We start from the raw sequence: 13,981 nt of genomic DNA, 5'->3' as shown, positions 1-13,981 counted from the left end.
CCGGCCCGCTGCGCTCCCCTGCGGCGGGCCGGCGATGAGGTTCGGGCGCTTGTCAGTGCAGCGGCTTTTTCTTCTTGCGGCGGGCCAGCATGTTGAGGATTTCCACCAGCGCCGAGAAGGCCATGGCTGCATAAATATATCCCTTGGGCACGTGGAAGCCCATGCCATCGGCGATCAGGGTCATGCCGATCATCATCAGGAAGCCGAGCGCCAGCATGACGATGGTGGGATTGCGCTCGATGAAGGCCGAGAGCGGGCCGGATGCAACGAGCATGACCGTAACGGCGAAGATGACGGCAACCACCATGATCGGCAGATGCGGCGTCATGCCGACGGCGGTGATGATGCTGTCGATGGAGAAGACCAGGTCGAGAAGCAGGATCTGGCCGACAGCCGAGGCCAGACTGTTATTCACCGAACTGGCGATGAAATCCTCGCCCTTTTCCTCGGGATCGACACTGTGGTGGATTTCCTTGGTCGCTTTCCAGACAAGGAAGAGACCGCCTGCGATGAGGATCATGTCCTTCCAGGAAAATGCATGGCCAAACAGCTCGAAGACCGGTTCGGTCAGATGCACGATCCAGGCCGCGGTGCCCAGAAGGGCGAGGCGAAGAATCAGGGCAAGCGCGATGCCGACATTGCGGGCGGGCCGGCGCTGCTCTTCCGGCAGCTTGTTGGTCAGGATGGAAATGAAGACAAGATTGTCGATGCCAAGCACCACTTCCATGACGATAAGGGTGATCAGGGCGATCCAGGCGGACGGATCCTGGAGAAGGGCTGCAATGTCCTGCATGGGGGAGGCGTCTCCTGTAAGGGCGGCGTCTGCAGTGCCGGCGGGCACCACGCATGAAAAGGCCGGATAGCACAGGTTCGCTTCCGCGCAAAGCGCGACTCCGCCGATCAGGAGGCGGTCTTGCAACCATAAGCAGAAAGGAACACGTTGACCGCACTCGAAACCGTTCGGTCTATGTCTTCCCGAGGAACTTCCCGCTCGATGTTGCCGAACAGGCGCGGCTTGTACAGGCCCGCGGTGGAAAGCTCCATGAACTGCACGGCGGCGAGGGGAATATCGTCGATGACGAGCTGCCCGGAGGCGGCGCGGGTGGTGAGATAGGTTTCGATGACCGATCGGACGCTTTCCGGGCCGGTGGTGAAAAAGCGGCTGGCAAGCTGCGGCATGCGCTCGATCACGCCGATGACGGTGCGCATGGCATAGATGGAGCCGGGACTGAGCACATGGGTCGCCAGCGCCGTGCCGAAACGGGAAAGACTTTCCTGAACCGGGCCGTCGCCCGACAGCGCCTGTCGCATGGATGCGACCAAGCGGGACCGCTCGCGCTCGATCAGCGCGGCGAACAGGTCTTCCTTGTTGTTGAAATAGACATAGATGGTGCCCTTCGAGACCTGCGCCTCACGGGTAATGTCGTTCATGGTCGCCGCATCGAACCCGGCCTTCATGAAGACGCGCTTGGCGCCTTCGAGAATCTGGTCCCGCTTGCGCGGATCCTCGCCCGCCGCACGACGGCCCATTCCGGCAGACTCGGTGCTGGGGTGGATGGTCACCGGCGAAGACAGGGATCTATCAGACATGTTTTACCATTGATCAGAACTTTTCGAACCAGGCGGTTCGATTTCACTTGATATGAAGCTTTAATGACCTTATGTCAATCTTACAAATCAAACCGCGCGGTTCGATCATATTCTATTGATGGGCATTACGATGGCAGCCAATACCAGAGCAGGCAAGATCAGGGCGGTTGAGGCCGAGGCCTCCGAAGGCATCGAAGATCACGCACCCGAAGCCGAAGCCGTGCAGGCCGAGACGAGGGCCGAGGTGGAGGCTCCGAAGGCTCCCGTGGCGGCCGCTTCCGTCGCGCCGCCGAAGAAGAAGCGTCGCGGTTTCATTCTTCCTGTCATCCTGCTGGCCATTCTGGGAGCGGGCGGTTGGTACGGCTATCATTACTGGATTGACGGCCGGTTCATGGTGTCCACGGACGATGCCTATATCCAGGGGGACATGGCGACCATTTCGCCCAAGGTTTCCGGCTATGTGGAAAAGGTGAACGTCGTGGCGAACCAGCCTGTCAAGGCAGGCGATCCGCTGGTCACGCTGGATTCGGGCGACTATCGCATCGCCGCCGATCAGGCCAAGGCGCAGATTGTTTCCGCAAAGCTGTCGCTTGACCGGATCGACGCGCAGATCGTCGGAGCGGAAGCGCAGTTGAAGCAGGCGGAAGCCCAGCAGCAGGCGAATATCGCCCAGCAGCGCGGCGCAAGCCTCACCCAGAGCCGCGCCAAGGAGCTTTCCAGCCGCGCGGTCAGCAGCGCCGCGTCTCTCGATGCCGCAGAGGTCACCCTCGCTCAGGCCGATGCCGCCGTTCATGCCGGCGAGGCGGCGATTGCGGTCGCCAAGGCCAATATCGGGCTTCTGCATGCCCAGCGCGCCGAAGCCGAGAGCACCATCAAGACGATCGAGCTTTCCCTGCAGAAGGCCGAACGCGACCTGTCCTTCACCACGCTGAAGGCCCCCTATGACGGCATCATCGGCAATGTGTCCGTCCAGGCGGGCGATCTGGTTTCGCCAGGGGCCCGCCTTGCAGCCCTTGTGCCCGTCAACGATCTTTTCATCGAGGCCAATTTCAAGGAAACCCAGGTTGCGAAGATCGTGCCCGGTTCCAAGGTTCACATTCATGTGGACGCCTACAAGGACCAGGACATCCTCGGCACGGTCACCTCGATCTCACCCGCCTCGGGATCGGTCTTCTCCATGCTGCCGGCGGAGAATGCCACCGGCAATTTCACCAAGGTCGTGCAGCGTATTCCCGTCCGCATCGCCATTCCTCAGGACAAGCTGAAGGAAGGTCACCTGCGTGCCGGCATGAGCGTTGTGGTGGATGTGGACACGCGTACCGCACCCTGAGCCGGGCTCTCTCCCGTTGCATGGGGCGGCTCACCTTGTGCGGGCCGCCCGTTTCCCTCTATCCAACGCCTCGTGATCGCTGGCGATCACCGGGACAAGACGAGGCCTCGCCATGGCGGCCACCACAACCATGAATGCACCCGGTTCGGTCGCGGTTGCCCGCGAGAACGAACATATGGATCCGAAGCGGGTCATCGCCTTCTTCGCCATGGTGTTCGGCATGTTCATGGCCATCCTGGACATTCAGATCGTGTCCGCCTCGCTCGCCGAAATCCAGGCGGGTCTGTCCGCCGGCTCCGATGAAATCGCCTGGGTGCAGACGGCCTATTTGATCGCCGAGGTCATCATGATCCCGCTGTCGGGTACGCTGGCGCGGATCGTGTCCACCCGTGTGCTTTTCTCGGTTTCGGCTGCGGGCTTCACGCTCGCTTCGGCTGCGGCGGCGACGGCGACCAACATCGACCAGATGATCTTCTACCGCGCTATCCAGGGCTTTATCGGCGGCGGGATGATCCCTTCGGTCTTCGCGGCCGCCTTCACGATTTTCCCGCCGTCCAAGCGCCCGATCGTCTCGCCGCTGATCGGTCTCGTCGCGACGCTCGCGCCCACGATCGGCCCGACGGTGGGCGGTTATCTCAGCCATGCCTTTTCCTGGCACTGGCTGTTTCTCATCAATGTCATCCCGGGCATTCTCGTGACCACCGTCACCTGGACGCTGATCGATTTCGACGAACCGGATTTTTCCCTGTTCAAGAAGTTCGACTGGTGGGGTCTTGCCTCGATGGCCGTCTTCCTCGGATCGCTCGAATATGTGCTGGAAGAAGGCAACAACAAGGACTGGTTCAACGACGAAAAGATCGTGATCGGGACCGTTTTCATGACGGTCGGCGCCATCATTTTCTTCTACCGGGCGCTGACCCGTGCCTTCCCCGTGGTGGACCTGAAGGCCTTCAAGGATACGAATTTTACCGTCGGGTCGATCTTCTCCTTCATCATGGGGATCGGCCTTTACGGCCTGACCTATCTCTACCCGCTCTATCTTGGCCGCATCCGGGGCTATGATGCGCTGATGATCGGGGAAACGATGTTCGTGTCCGGTCTCGCCATGTTCATGACGGCGCCGGTGGCGGGGGCGCTTTCGAGCCGTTTCGATCCGCGCTTCATGATGGCCCTCGGCTTTTCGGGTTTTGCCTGCGGCACCTATCTGATGAGCAATCTGACCGCCGACTGGGATTTCTACGAGTTGCTCGTGCCGCAAATCCTGCGCGGCTGCTCGCTGATGATCTGCATGGTGCCGATCAACAACCTTGCGCTCGGTACGCTTCCTCCCGACCGCATCCGCAATGCATCCGGCCTCTTCAACCTCACCCGAAATCTCGGCGGCGCGGTGGGGCTGGCGGTCATCAATACGGAACTGACCAGCCGTTCGCGGGAGCATTTCGCAAGGCTTTCCGAGCATATCACCTTCTCCAACAAGGAGGCGATGAACTGGCTGAAATCGGTGGCCGGCAATTACCAGACCTACGGGCTCGACGGGAATGCGGTGGCGCTCAAGAAGCTGAACGGCATGGTGATGCAGCAGAGCTGGATCCTCTCCTTCATCGATATCTTCATGGGTCTGACGGTCCTCTTCGCCTCGCTGGTCGCCCTCGTCGCCTTCATGAAAAAGCCGAAGGCCGCCGCGCCGGCCGGCTCCGGGCACTAGTCTCACCCCTTTCAACCGCTTTGGAATGGCGCCTCCCGGGGCGCCATTTTTATGTCTGGATCAAATTCTGATTTACGTACCTCAAATTTCCCGCTAAGCAGGCGGCGGGAGATCAAGATGAAGCCGACCGTTCATGACATTGCCAGCGAAGCGGGCGTCAGCCTCGCCACGGTCGACCGTGTCCTGAACGGCCGTCCGGGTGTTCGGGCCCCGACCCGCGAAAGGGTTCAGAAGGCCATCGACAAGTTGGGCTTTGTGCGGGACGTGGCTGCTGCCAATCTGGCGAAGGGCCGCATCTATCCGCTCGTTTTCATCGTGCCTTCCAACGACAATTCCTTCATGGCCGCGCTGCGCAGCGAGATCGAGGCCCAGCAGGGGCGAGGGGCGCTGGATCGCACGACCATCACGCTGCGGACCGTTCCGGCTTTCGATGTGGGGGCGCTGGTTGCCGCGCTGGAAAGCTGCCGGGCGGAGAAGCCGGCGGGCGTTGCGGTCGTCGCGATCGATGCTCTTCCTGTCCGGGAGGCGGTTGGCCGGCTGGCGGAAGCGGGCATTCCCGTCGTCACCCTCGTCTCCGACCTTTCCGACAGCCAGCGCAGCCATTTTGCCGGCATCGACAACGACGCGGCGGGACGCACCGCGGGTTCGCTGATGGCACGCTTTCTGGATGGAAGGCAGGGCCGGATCGCCATCGTCGCCGGCTCGCTCGATGTGCGTGACCACCGGCAGCGGCTCGACGGGTTTCAGGCAGCCCTTGCCGAAAGCGGGTCCGCGCTCTCCCTTCTTGCGCCTCTCGAAGGCCGGGACGAACCCGACCGCGTGCATGCCCTCGTTTCGCGGCTGGTTCGGGAAGAGCCCGATCTTCTGGGCATCTACAGCCTGGGTGCCGGGAACCGGGGGCTGATCCGCGCTCTTGAAGAGCGACGGGCGGAAAAGTCGCTGCGCGTGATTGCGCATGAGCTGACCCCCCACACCCGTCAGGCGCTGGAAACCGGTCTCCTCGACATCGTGCTCAATCAGGATGCGGGCCATGAGGTGCGAAGCGCCATCCGCGTGCTGAAGGCGCGGGCCGACGGCCAAGCGGTGATCGCGGCGCAGGAGCGCATTCGAATCGATATTTTCCTCAAGGACAACCTTCCATGACCATTCCTGCAGCAAGGAGCTTCTGCCATGTATCTCGGGCTTGATCTCGGCACATCGGGCGTCAAGGCGCTGTTGATCGACGACCGGCAGCATATTGTCGGTTCAGCGAATGCGCCGGTATCGCTGAGCCGTCCGCATTCCGGTTGGTCGGAACAGGATTCCGCCGACTGGATCGGCGCCACCGAAGCCGCGATGGCTGCCCTGAAGGCCGCCCATCCCGCAGAGGTGGCCGCCGTTCGTGGCATCGGGCTTTCGGGCCATATGCATGGAGCCACGCTGATCGGCGCCGACGACAAGGTGCTGCGTCCCTGCATCATGTGGAACGATACGCGCTCGCATAAGGAAGCTGCGGAACTCGACGCCAATCCCGCCTTCCGGCGGATTTCCGGCAATATCGTCTTCCCCGGCTTTACCGCGCCGAAGCTTCTCTGGGTCGCGCGCAACGAGCCGGAAATCTTTGCTCAGGTGAAGAAGGTTTTGCTGCCGAAGGATTATCTGCGCCTCTGGCTGGCGGGCGAGCACCTCTCGGAAATGTCGGACAGTGCCGGTACATCCTGGCTCGATACGGCGGGGCGGAAATGGTCTTCCGAGCTGCTTTCCGCCACCGGCCTTCATGAAGGCCATATGCCCGGTCTGGTCGAGGGAACGGATGCGGCCGGCATGCTGCGACCCGAGCTTGCCGCCCGATGGGGCATGGCTCAGGGCGTGGTGATTGCGGGCGGCGCCGGCGACAATGCCGCTTCGGCCTGCGGCATGGGCACGGTTGCGGAGGGCCGGGCCTTTGTCTCGCTCGGAACGTCAGGCGTGCTCTTTGCCGCCAATGCCAGCTACCTGCCCAAGCCGGAAAGTGCGGTTCATACCTTCTGCCACGCGCTGCCCGATACCTGGCACCAGATGGGTGTGATCCTCTCCGCCACCGATGCGCTGAACTGGTATAGCGGGGTGACGGGACAGTCGGCCGCGGCCCTGACCGCCGAGCTGGGCGACGGTCTGAAAGCGCCTTCCTCCGTGGCCTTCCTGCCCTATCTCGCGGGCGAGCGGACGCCGCTCAACGATGCCGCCATTCGCGGCGCTTTCGTCGGACTGGGGCACGAATCCTCCCGCCCGGTGCTGACCCAGGCCGTGCTGGAAGGGGTGGCCTTTGCCCTTCGCGACAATCTGGAGGCGTTGCGCTCTGCCGGAACCGAGCTGTCCCGCGTGACCGCAATCGGCGGTGGCTCGCGCTCCCGCTACTGGCTGGCCGCGATGGCGACGGCGCTCGGCCTGCCCGTCGACGTGCCCCAGGACGGCGATTTCGGCGCGGCCTTCGGGGCAGCCCGTCTCGGACTGGTGGCGGCGACGGGGGCCGATCCGCTGAGCGTCTTCACGCCGCCGCAGACGGCCGAAACCATCGATCCCGATCCCGCGCTGGGATCCGCTTATGCCGAGGCCTACGGGCGCTATCGCGCGCTCTATCCGGCCCTGAAAACCCTTTCCCATTGATGTCCCAGAACAGACGACAGGAGTGAACGACATGAGCACCGGCTTTTTCGGCGATATCGCCAAGGTGAAATATGAAGGCCCCGAGAGCACAAATCCGCTCGCCTTCCGCCATTACAATCCCGACGAGATCGTCATGGGCAAGCGGATGGAAGACCATCTGCGCTTCGCCGTGGCCTACTGGCATACCTTCACCTGGCCGGGCGGCGATCCCTTCGGCGGCCAGACCTTCCAGCGTCCCTGGTTCAACGACAGCATGGAAGCCGCCAAGATGAAGGCCGACGTAGCCTTCGAATTCTACGACCTGCTCGGGGTTCCCTATTATTGCTTCCACGATGCGGACGTGCGCCCGGAAGGCCGGGATTTCCGCGAAAATACCCGCAATCTCGAGGAGATTGTCGACTACCTCGGCAAGAAGCAGGGGGAAACCGGCAAGAAGCTGCTGTGGGGCACGGCAAACCTGTTCTCGAACCGCCGATACATGTCGGGTGCCGCCACCAATCCGGATCCCGATGTCTTTGCCTTTGCTGCTGCCACGGTGAAGACCTGCATCGATGCGACCATGAAGCTCGGTGGCGAGAACTACGTGCTCTGGGGCGGTCGTGAAGGCTACGAGACCCTGCTCAACACCGATCTGAAGCGCGAGCTTTCCCAGCTCGGCCGCTTCCTGACGATGGTTGTCGACTACAAGCACAAGATCGGTTTCAAGGGCACGATCCTGGTCGAGCCGAAGCCGCAGGAACCCTCCAAGCACCAGTATGACTATGACGTTGCGACCGTCTATGGCTTCCTCAAGGAGTACGGTCTCGAAAAGGAAGTGAAGGTCAATATCGAGCAGGGCCACGCGATCCTTGCCGGCCATTCCTTCGAGCACGAGCTGGCGCTTGCCAATGCGCTCGGCATCTTCGGCTCGATCGACATGAACCGCAACGACTACCAGTCGGGCTGGGATACGGACCAGTTCCCGAACAATGTGCCGGAAATGGCGCTTGCCTATTATCACGTGCTGCAGGCCGGCGGCTTCACCACGGGCGGCACCAATTTCGACGCCAAGCTGCGCCGCCAGTCCATCGATCCGGCGGATCTGCTGATCGGCCATATCGGCGGCATGGATTGCTGCGCCCGCGGCCTCAAGGCAGCGGCAAGGATGGTGGAGGACGGCGCGCTGTCGAAGCCGCTCGACGACCGCTACAGCGGCTGGAACGGTCCGGAAGCCCAGGCGATCCTGCGCGGCGAGGTTTCCCTCGATGCGCTGGCTGCCCGGGTGGAAACGGGCAACATCAATCCGGAACCGCGCTCGGGCCGCCAGGAATATCTGGAAAACGTGGTCAACCGCTACGTCTGACAGCCCGCACGACCGTCATGCTCGGGCTTGTCCCGAGCATCTGCCTGTCAGGGTGGCTGGCGGTACGGTTGAGACTGACGAAACGACATCAGATCCTCGCCACAGGGGCGAGGATGACGGCAGACCGGTTTTGCCGGAAAACGAGCCTGCCGGCGAAGGGGATCAGCTCCCCATGTGCCTTTCGCCCCGCTTTTTGGCCAGTGCGATCTGGCGCTGGCGTTGGCGGTAGCGTTCGAGATCGGCGGCACTGCGGGTGCCGTGGCAATGGGGGCAGGAAACACCTTCCTCGAAGAGCGCCGAGGCGCGGTCCTCCGGTGTGAGGGGATAGCGGCAGGCATGGCACAGCGTATGCTCGCCCTGCTGTAGCCCGTGGGTGATCGAGACCCGTTCGTCGAAGACGAAGCAGGCGCCCTCCCAGAGGCTTTCTTCCGGCGGCACTTCTTCCAGATATTTCAGGATCCCGCCCTTGAGGTGATAGACCTCGTCGAAGCCATTTTCCTTCATGAAGGCGGTGGCCTTCTCGCAGCGGATGCCGCCGGTGCAGTACATGGCGAGCTTCGGCTTGTTATGCAGGCCGGGGTTCTGGCGCACCCATTCCGGAAATTCCCGGAAGGTCTTGGTGTTCGGGTCGACCGCGCCCTTGAAAATGCCGATGGCGGTTTCGTAGTCGTTGCGGGTATCGATCACGATCGTGTCGGGATCGGAAATGAGAGCGTTCCAGTCTTTCGGATCCACATAGGTGCCGACGACCTTCAGCGGGTCGATGGTCTCGACACCCATGGTGACGATTTCCTTCTTGAGGCGCACCTTCATGCGCAGGAAGGGCATCTTCGCCGCGCCGCTTTCCTTGTGCTCGAGGGCGGCGAATTCGGGCTGGGCGCGGAGGAAGGCCAGCACCCGGCGCAGGCCAGCTTCGGGGCCGGCAATCGTGCCGTTGATCCCCTCATGGGCAAGCAGAAGGGTCCCCTTCACGCCGTTCTCGTCGCAGATCGCCTGCAGCGGCGCCTGGAAATCCCGAAACCGGGGAAAGGGCGTGAAATGGTAGAGGGCGGCCACAAGGAAGGGGCCGTCCGTGATGGCGGGTGCGGTGTCGAGCGTCTGTGTCATGCTCCGGAAATAAGCCCTGGTGGCCTCTGGCGCAACCGCTTTCCGCATCGAGAAGCGCTTTGCCTTTTGTCAAAAGAGCTGGAATTGCGGGCTTTCCGTCCTCGCCCCGGGGGCTGGAACGCCCGGCACGGTGACCGGATCGACCCCCATGGCGGCGGCGATCAGATCGCAGTCGTGATCCGCCAGGGGAAGGAGGCCGAAGCGGAACGGATAGGCCCAGTTGGATTTCCCCCGCGTAAGCTCAAGCGCGTCGAGTATCGGCCGAATGGGCACCGGCCGGGAGGCTTTCCAGGCGACATCCAGCCGGAAGGGCACGAAGCCCTCACCCATATCGTGACGGTAAGGGGCGCTCCCGACCGCATGGCCGAAGGCGGTGAAGGACATGAGCCCGTCCTTCACCCCGAAGATTTGCGTCGGTGAGTAATAGATCACCCGGTCTCCCGGGCTGATCCGTCTCAGCGGCCCGCCCTTGCCGTGGCAGACCTGCATGAAGCCTTCCCGCCTGCCGATCGCGACATGATCGGCCGAGGCAATTGCGAGCCAGCTGGACATGGTCAGGCTCCCGGATGGAGTACGCGAAGACGCTGCGCGTCCGGTCCCTCCACGACGAAGGAGTAGCCGAATTCCTTGCGAACCGGCGGTTCGATGACAGAAAGGCCGGCCGACATCCACTTCGACAGCAAGGCATCCACGTCGCCGTCACCGGCCACATGCAGGACAAGTTCCGCACTCGCGCCGGCAAAGCGGGCAGCCGGTGTCACGGCCTCGCGTTTCCAGAGGCCCAGCTTCAGGCCGCCAGCCAGCAGGAAGAGCGCAAAGCCTGGCGAGGCTTCGGCCGGCGCCTGGTCGAGAAGGGCCGAGAAAAAGGCGGCGGATTGGGTGACGTCGCTGACGTAAAGGATGGTCATATCGAGTTGCATGTCTTCATCTCCTTGGCTTGTGATGAAGACGGTATGCCAGAGGTAACTGTCAAATTTTGTCAGTAGTAATTTTCACCGGCAGATAACGACATGCCTGCGGGCCTATCCTCCCGGTTGTTCCTGAATCTTGTTTTCCTGTCGCCATTCCTTCAGCAGAGCCTGACGGCGGCGGGGATAGCGCCGGCCGGTGCCCGAAAGACTGTCCACCCGGTCCACCCGGAAATGACGAAAGCCGTTGCGCAATTCGCACCAGGCAATCACCACCCGGACCTGCTCGAAGAAGCCAAGCGCAAAAGGCCATATGTGGCGCTCCGTCCCGTTTCCCCTTTCGTCCGAATAGCAAATGTGCAGGACTTCCTCGTGACGGATCGCGGTCCGGATGCGGGCAAGGTCGATTTTCTGCGGTTTGGCGAGGGGTGGTGAGCCGATCAGCAAATGGGTTGCGGCCAGATGATCCCGCAGATCGTCCGGCAGAACATGGGTTATCTTGGCCAATGCGTCGCTGGCTGCCTTGGCGAGGCCATCGTCCGTGCGTTTGGCCACCCAGCGGATGCCGAGAACCAATGCCTCGATCTCCTCCCGGGTGAGCATGAGAGGCGGCAGCATGAAACCCGGCCGCAGCACATAGCCCAGGCCCGGCTCCCCCTCGATATCGGCTCCTTGCGCCTGAAGCGTCGCAATGTCGCGGTAGAGGGTGCGTAGGGAAATGCCGAGCGTGTCGGCCAGGTGCTGGCCGGCGATGGGATAACGATGGCTGCGGAGCAGCTGCAACAGGCCGAGCAGTCTCTGGGCACGCGCCACGGCATCCTCCTGCCAAGTTTTGACAGCAGTATAAACCCAAACTTACAATTGTGAACGGAAAAGCGAGCCGGCATGCAGGATACTCGACAAGGGCTTTTCAAGCGTGTAGGCGTAGCGGCAATTCAATCGGTTTAATGGAGGTGCGACATGGCTGGTAAAACGGAGACACTTCTCTCGATCCTGCGGTTGCAACCCGTCGTTCCCGTTCTCATCGTCGATGATGCCAAGTCGGCAGTGCCGCTCGCACGGGCGCTGGTGGCCGGCGGTCTCCGGGCGATTGAAATCACCATGCGCACGCCGGCGGCTCTCGACGCGATCCGGGCTGTCGCCGATGAAGTCGAGGGCGCCTATGCAGGGGCGGGAACCATCCTCAATCCGGCCCATTTCGAAGCTGCGGAAAAGGCGGGTTCGACCTTCATCGTCAGTCCCGGCGTGACCCGCCCGCTGATCGATGCGGCCCGTCAGTCCGCCGTGCCGCTGCTTCCGGGCGCGGCCACGGCAAGCGAGGTGATGGCGCTTCGGGATGAAGGGTACGAGGTGCTCAAGTTCTTTCCGGCCGAGCAGGCGGGCGGCGCTGCCTATCTGAAATCGCTGGCCTCGCCGCTGGCCGGCACGCTCTTCTGCCCGACCGGCGGCATCAGTCTCAAGATCGCGCCGGATTATCTGTCGTCCCCGAACGTGGTCTGCGTCGGCGGGTCCTGGGTTGCGCCCAAGGACCTGGTGGCAAAGGGCGACTGGGATGGAATCACCAAGCTTGCCGCAGAGGCTTTCGCGCTCGGGAAGTGACCGGTCCAGGCGGAAAATTTTTCCAGCGCCATTTGTATCGCTGCCGCGGTGTAACTATGTTTGGCCCGAACCATTCGCCAACGGAGACACCCCGCCATGTTTGACGCAAAGCAGCTCCTCGATCAGTTTCTCGGCGCGCCGGTGCCCGGCACGAACGGTACCGTGAAGGAAAAGGCGGCTGATCTCACCAAGCTCGCGCAGGACAATCCGCTCGCGACCGGTGCGGTGGCAGCCGTGCTTCTCGGCACCGGTTTCGGGCGGCGGCTGACCGGCGAGGTGCTGAAGCTGGGCGGCCTCGCCGCCATTGCCGGCCTCGGCTATAGTGCCTACAAAAACTGGAAGGCCGGTCAGGAGCCAGCCGACGCGGCGGCGCCGGAAAGCGGCCCCGTGCTGGCCGCCCCGCCTGCAGATTCGGGGTTCTCGGCCGGTTCGCCCGCCAATAATGCGGATTTCGCGCTGGTTCTCGTCCGGGCCATGATCGCCGCAGCACGGGCCGACGGCCAGATCGACGATTCCGAACGGGCCATCATTCTCGACAAGATCCGGCTTTCGGGCCTCGGCGGCGAAGCGGAAAGCTTCATTGCCGAGGAGCTGAAACGGCCGCTTGATCTTGACGATCTCGTGTCCCGGGCGGAGACGGAAGAGCAGAAGGTGGAACTTTACACGGCCTCCCGCCTTACCATCAATCCCGAGACACGCTCCGAACGGGGCTATCTCGACATGCTGGCAGGTCGTCTCGGTCTGCCGGATGCGCTGGTTGCCCATATCGAGGCGACCGTGGCGACCGCCAACGCGTGAGCCCATCCATCAGGGAAATTCACTTGCCAATCACCCGATCCCGGATAGAGATCGGGTGAATGCGCCTCTGGAGACCGCCATGCAAGACCTGAAAAACTGGAAGCCCTGTCCGCCACCCGCAGGCGTGACCGTCAAGGGACGTTTCGTCACCATTGAAGGCTACGACCGGTCGAAGCATCTGCAGGCGCTCTGGGATGCCTTTGGCGGGCTCGCGGTGAACGGTCTGATGCTCTATTTCACCCAGAACGATTTTGCCGGTATCGAGGATTTCGACGCCTGGCTGACCTCCTGCCAAACCAAGGGTGGCTGGGTGACCGAAGTGTTTCGCGACAACAGTTCCGGCCGCATCGTGGGCATGGCGAACTACATGCGGGCCGATCCCGCCAATGGTGTGGTGGAAGTGGGTGGGGTCTGCCACGGGCCGGCCATGGCGCGCACGCCGCTGGCCACCGAGGCGCATTACCTGATGGCTCGGCATGTGTTCGAGGATCTCGGCTACCGCCGCTACGAGTGGAAATGCCACAACGAGAACAAGCCCAGCCATGCGGCTGCAAAGCGCTATGGCTTTACCTTCGAGGGCGTGTTCCGCCAGCACATGCTGTCCAAGAACGGCAATCGCGACACTGCCTGGTATTCGATGATCGACAAGGAGTGGCCGGTGATCGGTAGAGCCTTCGAGACCTGGCTTTCGCCGGAAAACTTCCATGCCGACGGCAGCCAGAAAAAGACCCTTGAAGCCATCCGCGCAGAGATTTCGGGAGCACAGGCGGCATGAGTGGCGGTAGCGAAAGGAACAATGCCATCGCTGCGCTCGTCATCCTTCTGGGGGCGGGACTGCTGTTCTATGCCATGCCCAAGATCATGCTGTGGATCGGCGGCTTTTCGCCGGCGCTGGCCGGCGTGTTCGGCGCGGCTGCCGTTCTTGCCTTCTTCGGTATTTTCTGGGTCCGCAGCCGTTTCCAGAATCGCAAATAGGC

General features: G+C 62.5%; 15 protein-coding genes. 9 read left to right on the top strand and 6 right to left on the bottom strand.

Annotated features, from left to right (window positions below; genetic code table 11):
• Positions 1-52: 52 nt before the first annotated feature.
• Both ACT54B_RS04925 and ACT54B_RS04920 read right to left on the bottom strand, forming a co-directional pair.
• On the bottom strand, positions 53-793 hold the full coding sequence (locus tag ACT54B_RS04925) for a TerC family protein (RefSeq protein WP_476043230.1): 741 nt from the start codon (positions 791-793) through the stop codon (positions 53-55).
• A 107-nt stretch (positions 794-900) separates the two neighbouring features.
• Positions 901-1,590, bottom strand: coding sequence for a TetR/AcrR family transcriptional regulator (locus ACT54B_RS04920; protein ID WP_476043228.1), 690 nt, complete (start codon positions 1,588-1,590; stop codon positions 901-903).
• Positions 1,591-1,720: 130 nt separating this feature from the next.
• On the opposite strand from ACT54B_RS04920, the gene ACT54B_RS04915 reads away from it, so the two are divergent.
• The 5 genes from ACT54B_RS04915 to xylA all read left to right on the top strand — a co-directional run bounded on the left by ACT54B_RS04915 (position 1,721) and on the right by xylA (position 8,592).
• The gene (locus ACT54B_RS04915) at positions 1,721-2,920 is read left to right on the top strand and encodes an HlyD family secretion protein (RefSeq protein WP_476043227.1); all 1,200 of its coding nucleotides are present in this window, start codon (positions 1,721-1,723) and stop codon (positions 2,918-2,920) included.
• 112 nt (positions 2,921-3,032) lie between these two features.
• Complete coding sequence (locus tag ACT54B_RS04910) at positions 3,033-4,625, top strand: DHA2 family efflux MFS transporter permease subunit (protein ID WP_476043226.1); 1,593 nt, start codon at positions 3,033-3,035, stop codon at positions 4,623-4,625.
• 117 nt (positions 4,626-4,742) lie between these two features.
• Positions 4,743-5,768, top strand: coding sequence for a LacI family DNA-binding transcriptional regulator (locus ACT54B_RS04905; protein WP_476043224.1), 1,026 nt, complete (start codon positions 4,743-4,745; stop codon positions 5,766-5,768).
• 27 nt (positions 5,769-5,795) lie between these two features.
• Complete coding sequence (xylB, locus tag ACT54B_RS04900) at positions 5,796-7,250, top strand: xylulokinase (RefSeq protein ID WP_476043222.1); 1,455 nt, start codon at positions 5,796-5,798, stop codon at positions 7,248-7,250.
• 31 nt (positions 7,251-7,281) lie between these two features.
• Positions 7,282-8,592 carry a xylose isomerase gene (xylA, locus tag ACT54B_RS04895; protein WP_476043221.1) on the top strand — a complete coding sequence of 437 codons (1,311 nt, stop codon included), beginning with the start codon at positions 7,282-7,284 and terminating at the stop codon, positions 8,590-8,592.
• 162 nt (positions 8,593-8,754) lie between these two features.
• Here xylA and trhO read toward each other — a convergent pair whose 3' ends face one another.
• The 4 genes from trhO to ACT54B_RS04875 all read right to left on the bottom strand — a co-directional run bounded on the left by trhO (position 8,755) and on the right by ACT54B_RS04875 (position 11,420).
• Positions 8,755-9,699 carry an oxygen-dependent tRNA uridine(34) hydroxylase TrhO gene (gene trhO, locus ACT54B_RS04890; protein ID WP_476043220.1) on the bottom strand — a complete coding sequence of 315 codons (945 nt, stop codon included), beginning with the start codon at positions 9,697-9,699 and terminating at the stop codon, positions 8,755-8,757.
• Between the two features lie 69 nt (positions 9,700-9,768).
• On the bottom strand, positions 9,769-10,251 hold the full coding sequence (locus tag ACT54B_RS04885) for an EVE domain-containing protein (protein WP_476043219.1): 483 nt from the start codon (positions 10,249-10,251) through the stop codon (positions 9,769-9,771).
• 2 nt (positions 10,252-10,253) lie between these two features.
• Positions 10,254-10,619 carry a VOC family protein gene (locus tag ACT54B_RS04880; RefSeq protein WP_476043218.1) on the bottom strand — a complete coding sequence of 122 codons (366 nt, stop codon included), beginning with the start codon at positions 10,617-10,619 and terminating at the stop codon, positions 10,254-10,256.
• A 102-nt stretch (positions 10,620-10,721) separates the two neighbouring features.
• Positions 10,722-11,420, bottom strand: coding sequence for a helix-turn-helix transcriptional regulator (locus ACT54B_RS04875; RefSeq protein WP_476043217.1), 699 nt, complete (start codon positions 11,418-11,420; stop codon positions 10,722-10,724).
• Positions 11,421-11,567: 147 nt separating this feature from the next.
• Here ACT54B_RS04875 and ACT54B_RS04870 point away from each other — a divergent pair, with 147 nt between their 5' ends.
• The 4 genes from ACT54B_RS04870 to ACT54B_RS04855 all read left to right on the top strand — a co-directional run bounded on the left by ACT54B_RS04870 (position 11,568) and on the right by ACT54B_RS04855 (position 13,979).
• Positions 11,568-12,206, top strand: a complete 639-nt coding sequence (locus tag ACT54B_RS04870) for a 2-dehydro-3-deoxy-phosphogluconate aldolase (protein ID WP_476043215.1) — start codon at positions 11,568-11,570, stop codon at positions 12,204-12,206.
• A gap of 96 nt (positions 12,207-12,302) precedes the next feature.
• On the top strand, positions 12,303-13,004 hold the full coding sequence (locus tag ACT54B_RS04865) for a tellurite resistance TerB family protein (RefSeq protein WP_476043213.1): 702 nt from the start codon (positions 12,303-12,305) through the stop codon (positions 13,002-13,004).
• 79 nt (positions 13,005-13,083) lie between these two features.
• Entirely contained in the window at positions 13,084-13,779 is a 696-nt protein-coding gene (locus tag ACT54B_RS04860) for a GNAT family N-acetyltransferase (RefSeq protein ID WP_476043211.1), read from the top strand.
• Positions 13,776-13,979 carry a hypothetical protein gene (locus tag ACT54B_RS04855; RefSeq protein WP_476043209.1) on the top strand — a complete coding sequence of 68 codons (204 nt, stop codon included), beginning with the start codon at positions 13,776-13,778 and terminating at the stop codon, positions 13,977-13,979. The genes ACT54B_RS04860 and ACT54B_RS04855 overlap by 4 nt, the downstream gene beginning before the upstream one ends.
• Positions 13,980-13,981: the final 2 nt, after the last annotated feature.

The sequence above is a fragment of the Gellertiella sp. DMC107 genome (assembly GCF_056313605.1).
The sequence above is the reverse complement of the archived record's forward strand: the minus strand, read 5'-3'. Positions and strand labels throughout refer to the sequence as shown.

Bases quoted from the DNA above. Each gene is read 5' to 3' on its own strand.
- trhO (WP_476043220.1), bottom strand. From the start codon at position 9,699: ATGACACAGACGCTCGACACCGCACCCGCCATCACGGACGGCCCCTTC.
- ACT54B_RS04915 (WP_476043227.1), top strand. From the start codon at position 1,721: ATGGCAGCCAATACCAGAGCAGGCAAGATCAGGGCGGTTGAGGCCGAG.
- ACT54B_RS04860 (WP_476043211.1), top strand. From the start codon at position 13,084: ATGCAAGACCTGAAAAACTGGAAGCCCTGTCCGCCACCCGCAGGCGTG.
- ACT54B_RS04910 (WP_476043226.1), top strand. From the start codon at position 3,033: ATGGCGGCCACCACAACCATGAATGCACCCGGTTCGGTCGCGGTTGCC.
- ACT54B_RS04925 (WP_476043230.1), bottom strand. From the start codon at position 793: ATGCAGGACATTGCAGCCCTTCTCCAGGATCCGTCCGCCTGGATCGCC.
- ACT54B_RS04865 (WP_476043213.1), top strand. From the start codon at position 12,303: ATGTTTGACGCAAAGCAGCTCCTCGATCAGTTTCTCGGCGCGCCGGTG.
- ACT54B_RS04905 (WP_476043224.1), top strand. From the start codon at position 4,743: ATGAAGCCGACCGTTCATGACATTGCCAGCGAAGCGGGCGTCAGCCTC.
- xylA (WP_476043221.1), top strand. From the start codon at position 7,282: ATGAGCACCGGCTTTTTCGGCGATATCGCCAAGGTGAAATATGAAGGC.
- ACT54B_RS04870 (WP_476043215.1), top strand. From the start codon at position 11,568: ATGGCTGGTAAAACGGAGACACTTCTCTCGATCCTGCGGTTGCAACCC.
- ACT54B_RS04880 (WP_476043218.1), bottom strand. From the start codon at position 10,619: ATGCAACTCGATATGACCATCCTTTACGTCAGCGACGTCACCCAATCC.
- ACT54B_RS04920 (WP_476043228.1), bottom strand. From the start codon at position 1,590: ATGTCTGATAGATCCCTGTCTTCGCCGGTGACCATCCACCCCAGCACC.
- ACT54B_RS04855 (WP_476043209.1), top strand. From the start codon at position 13,776: ATGAGTGGCGGTAGCGAAAGGAACAATGCCATCGCTGCGCTCGTCATC.
- ACT54B_RS04885 (WP_476043219.1), bottom strand. From the start codon at position 10,251: ATGTCCAGCTGGCTCGCAATTGCCTCGGCCGATCATGTCGCGATCGGC.
- xylB (WP_476043222.1), top strand. From the start codon at position 5,796: ATGTATCTCGGGCTTGATCTCGGCACATCGGGCGTCAAGGCGCTGTTG.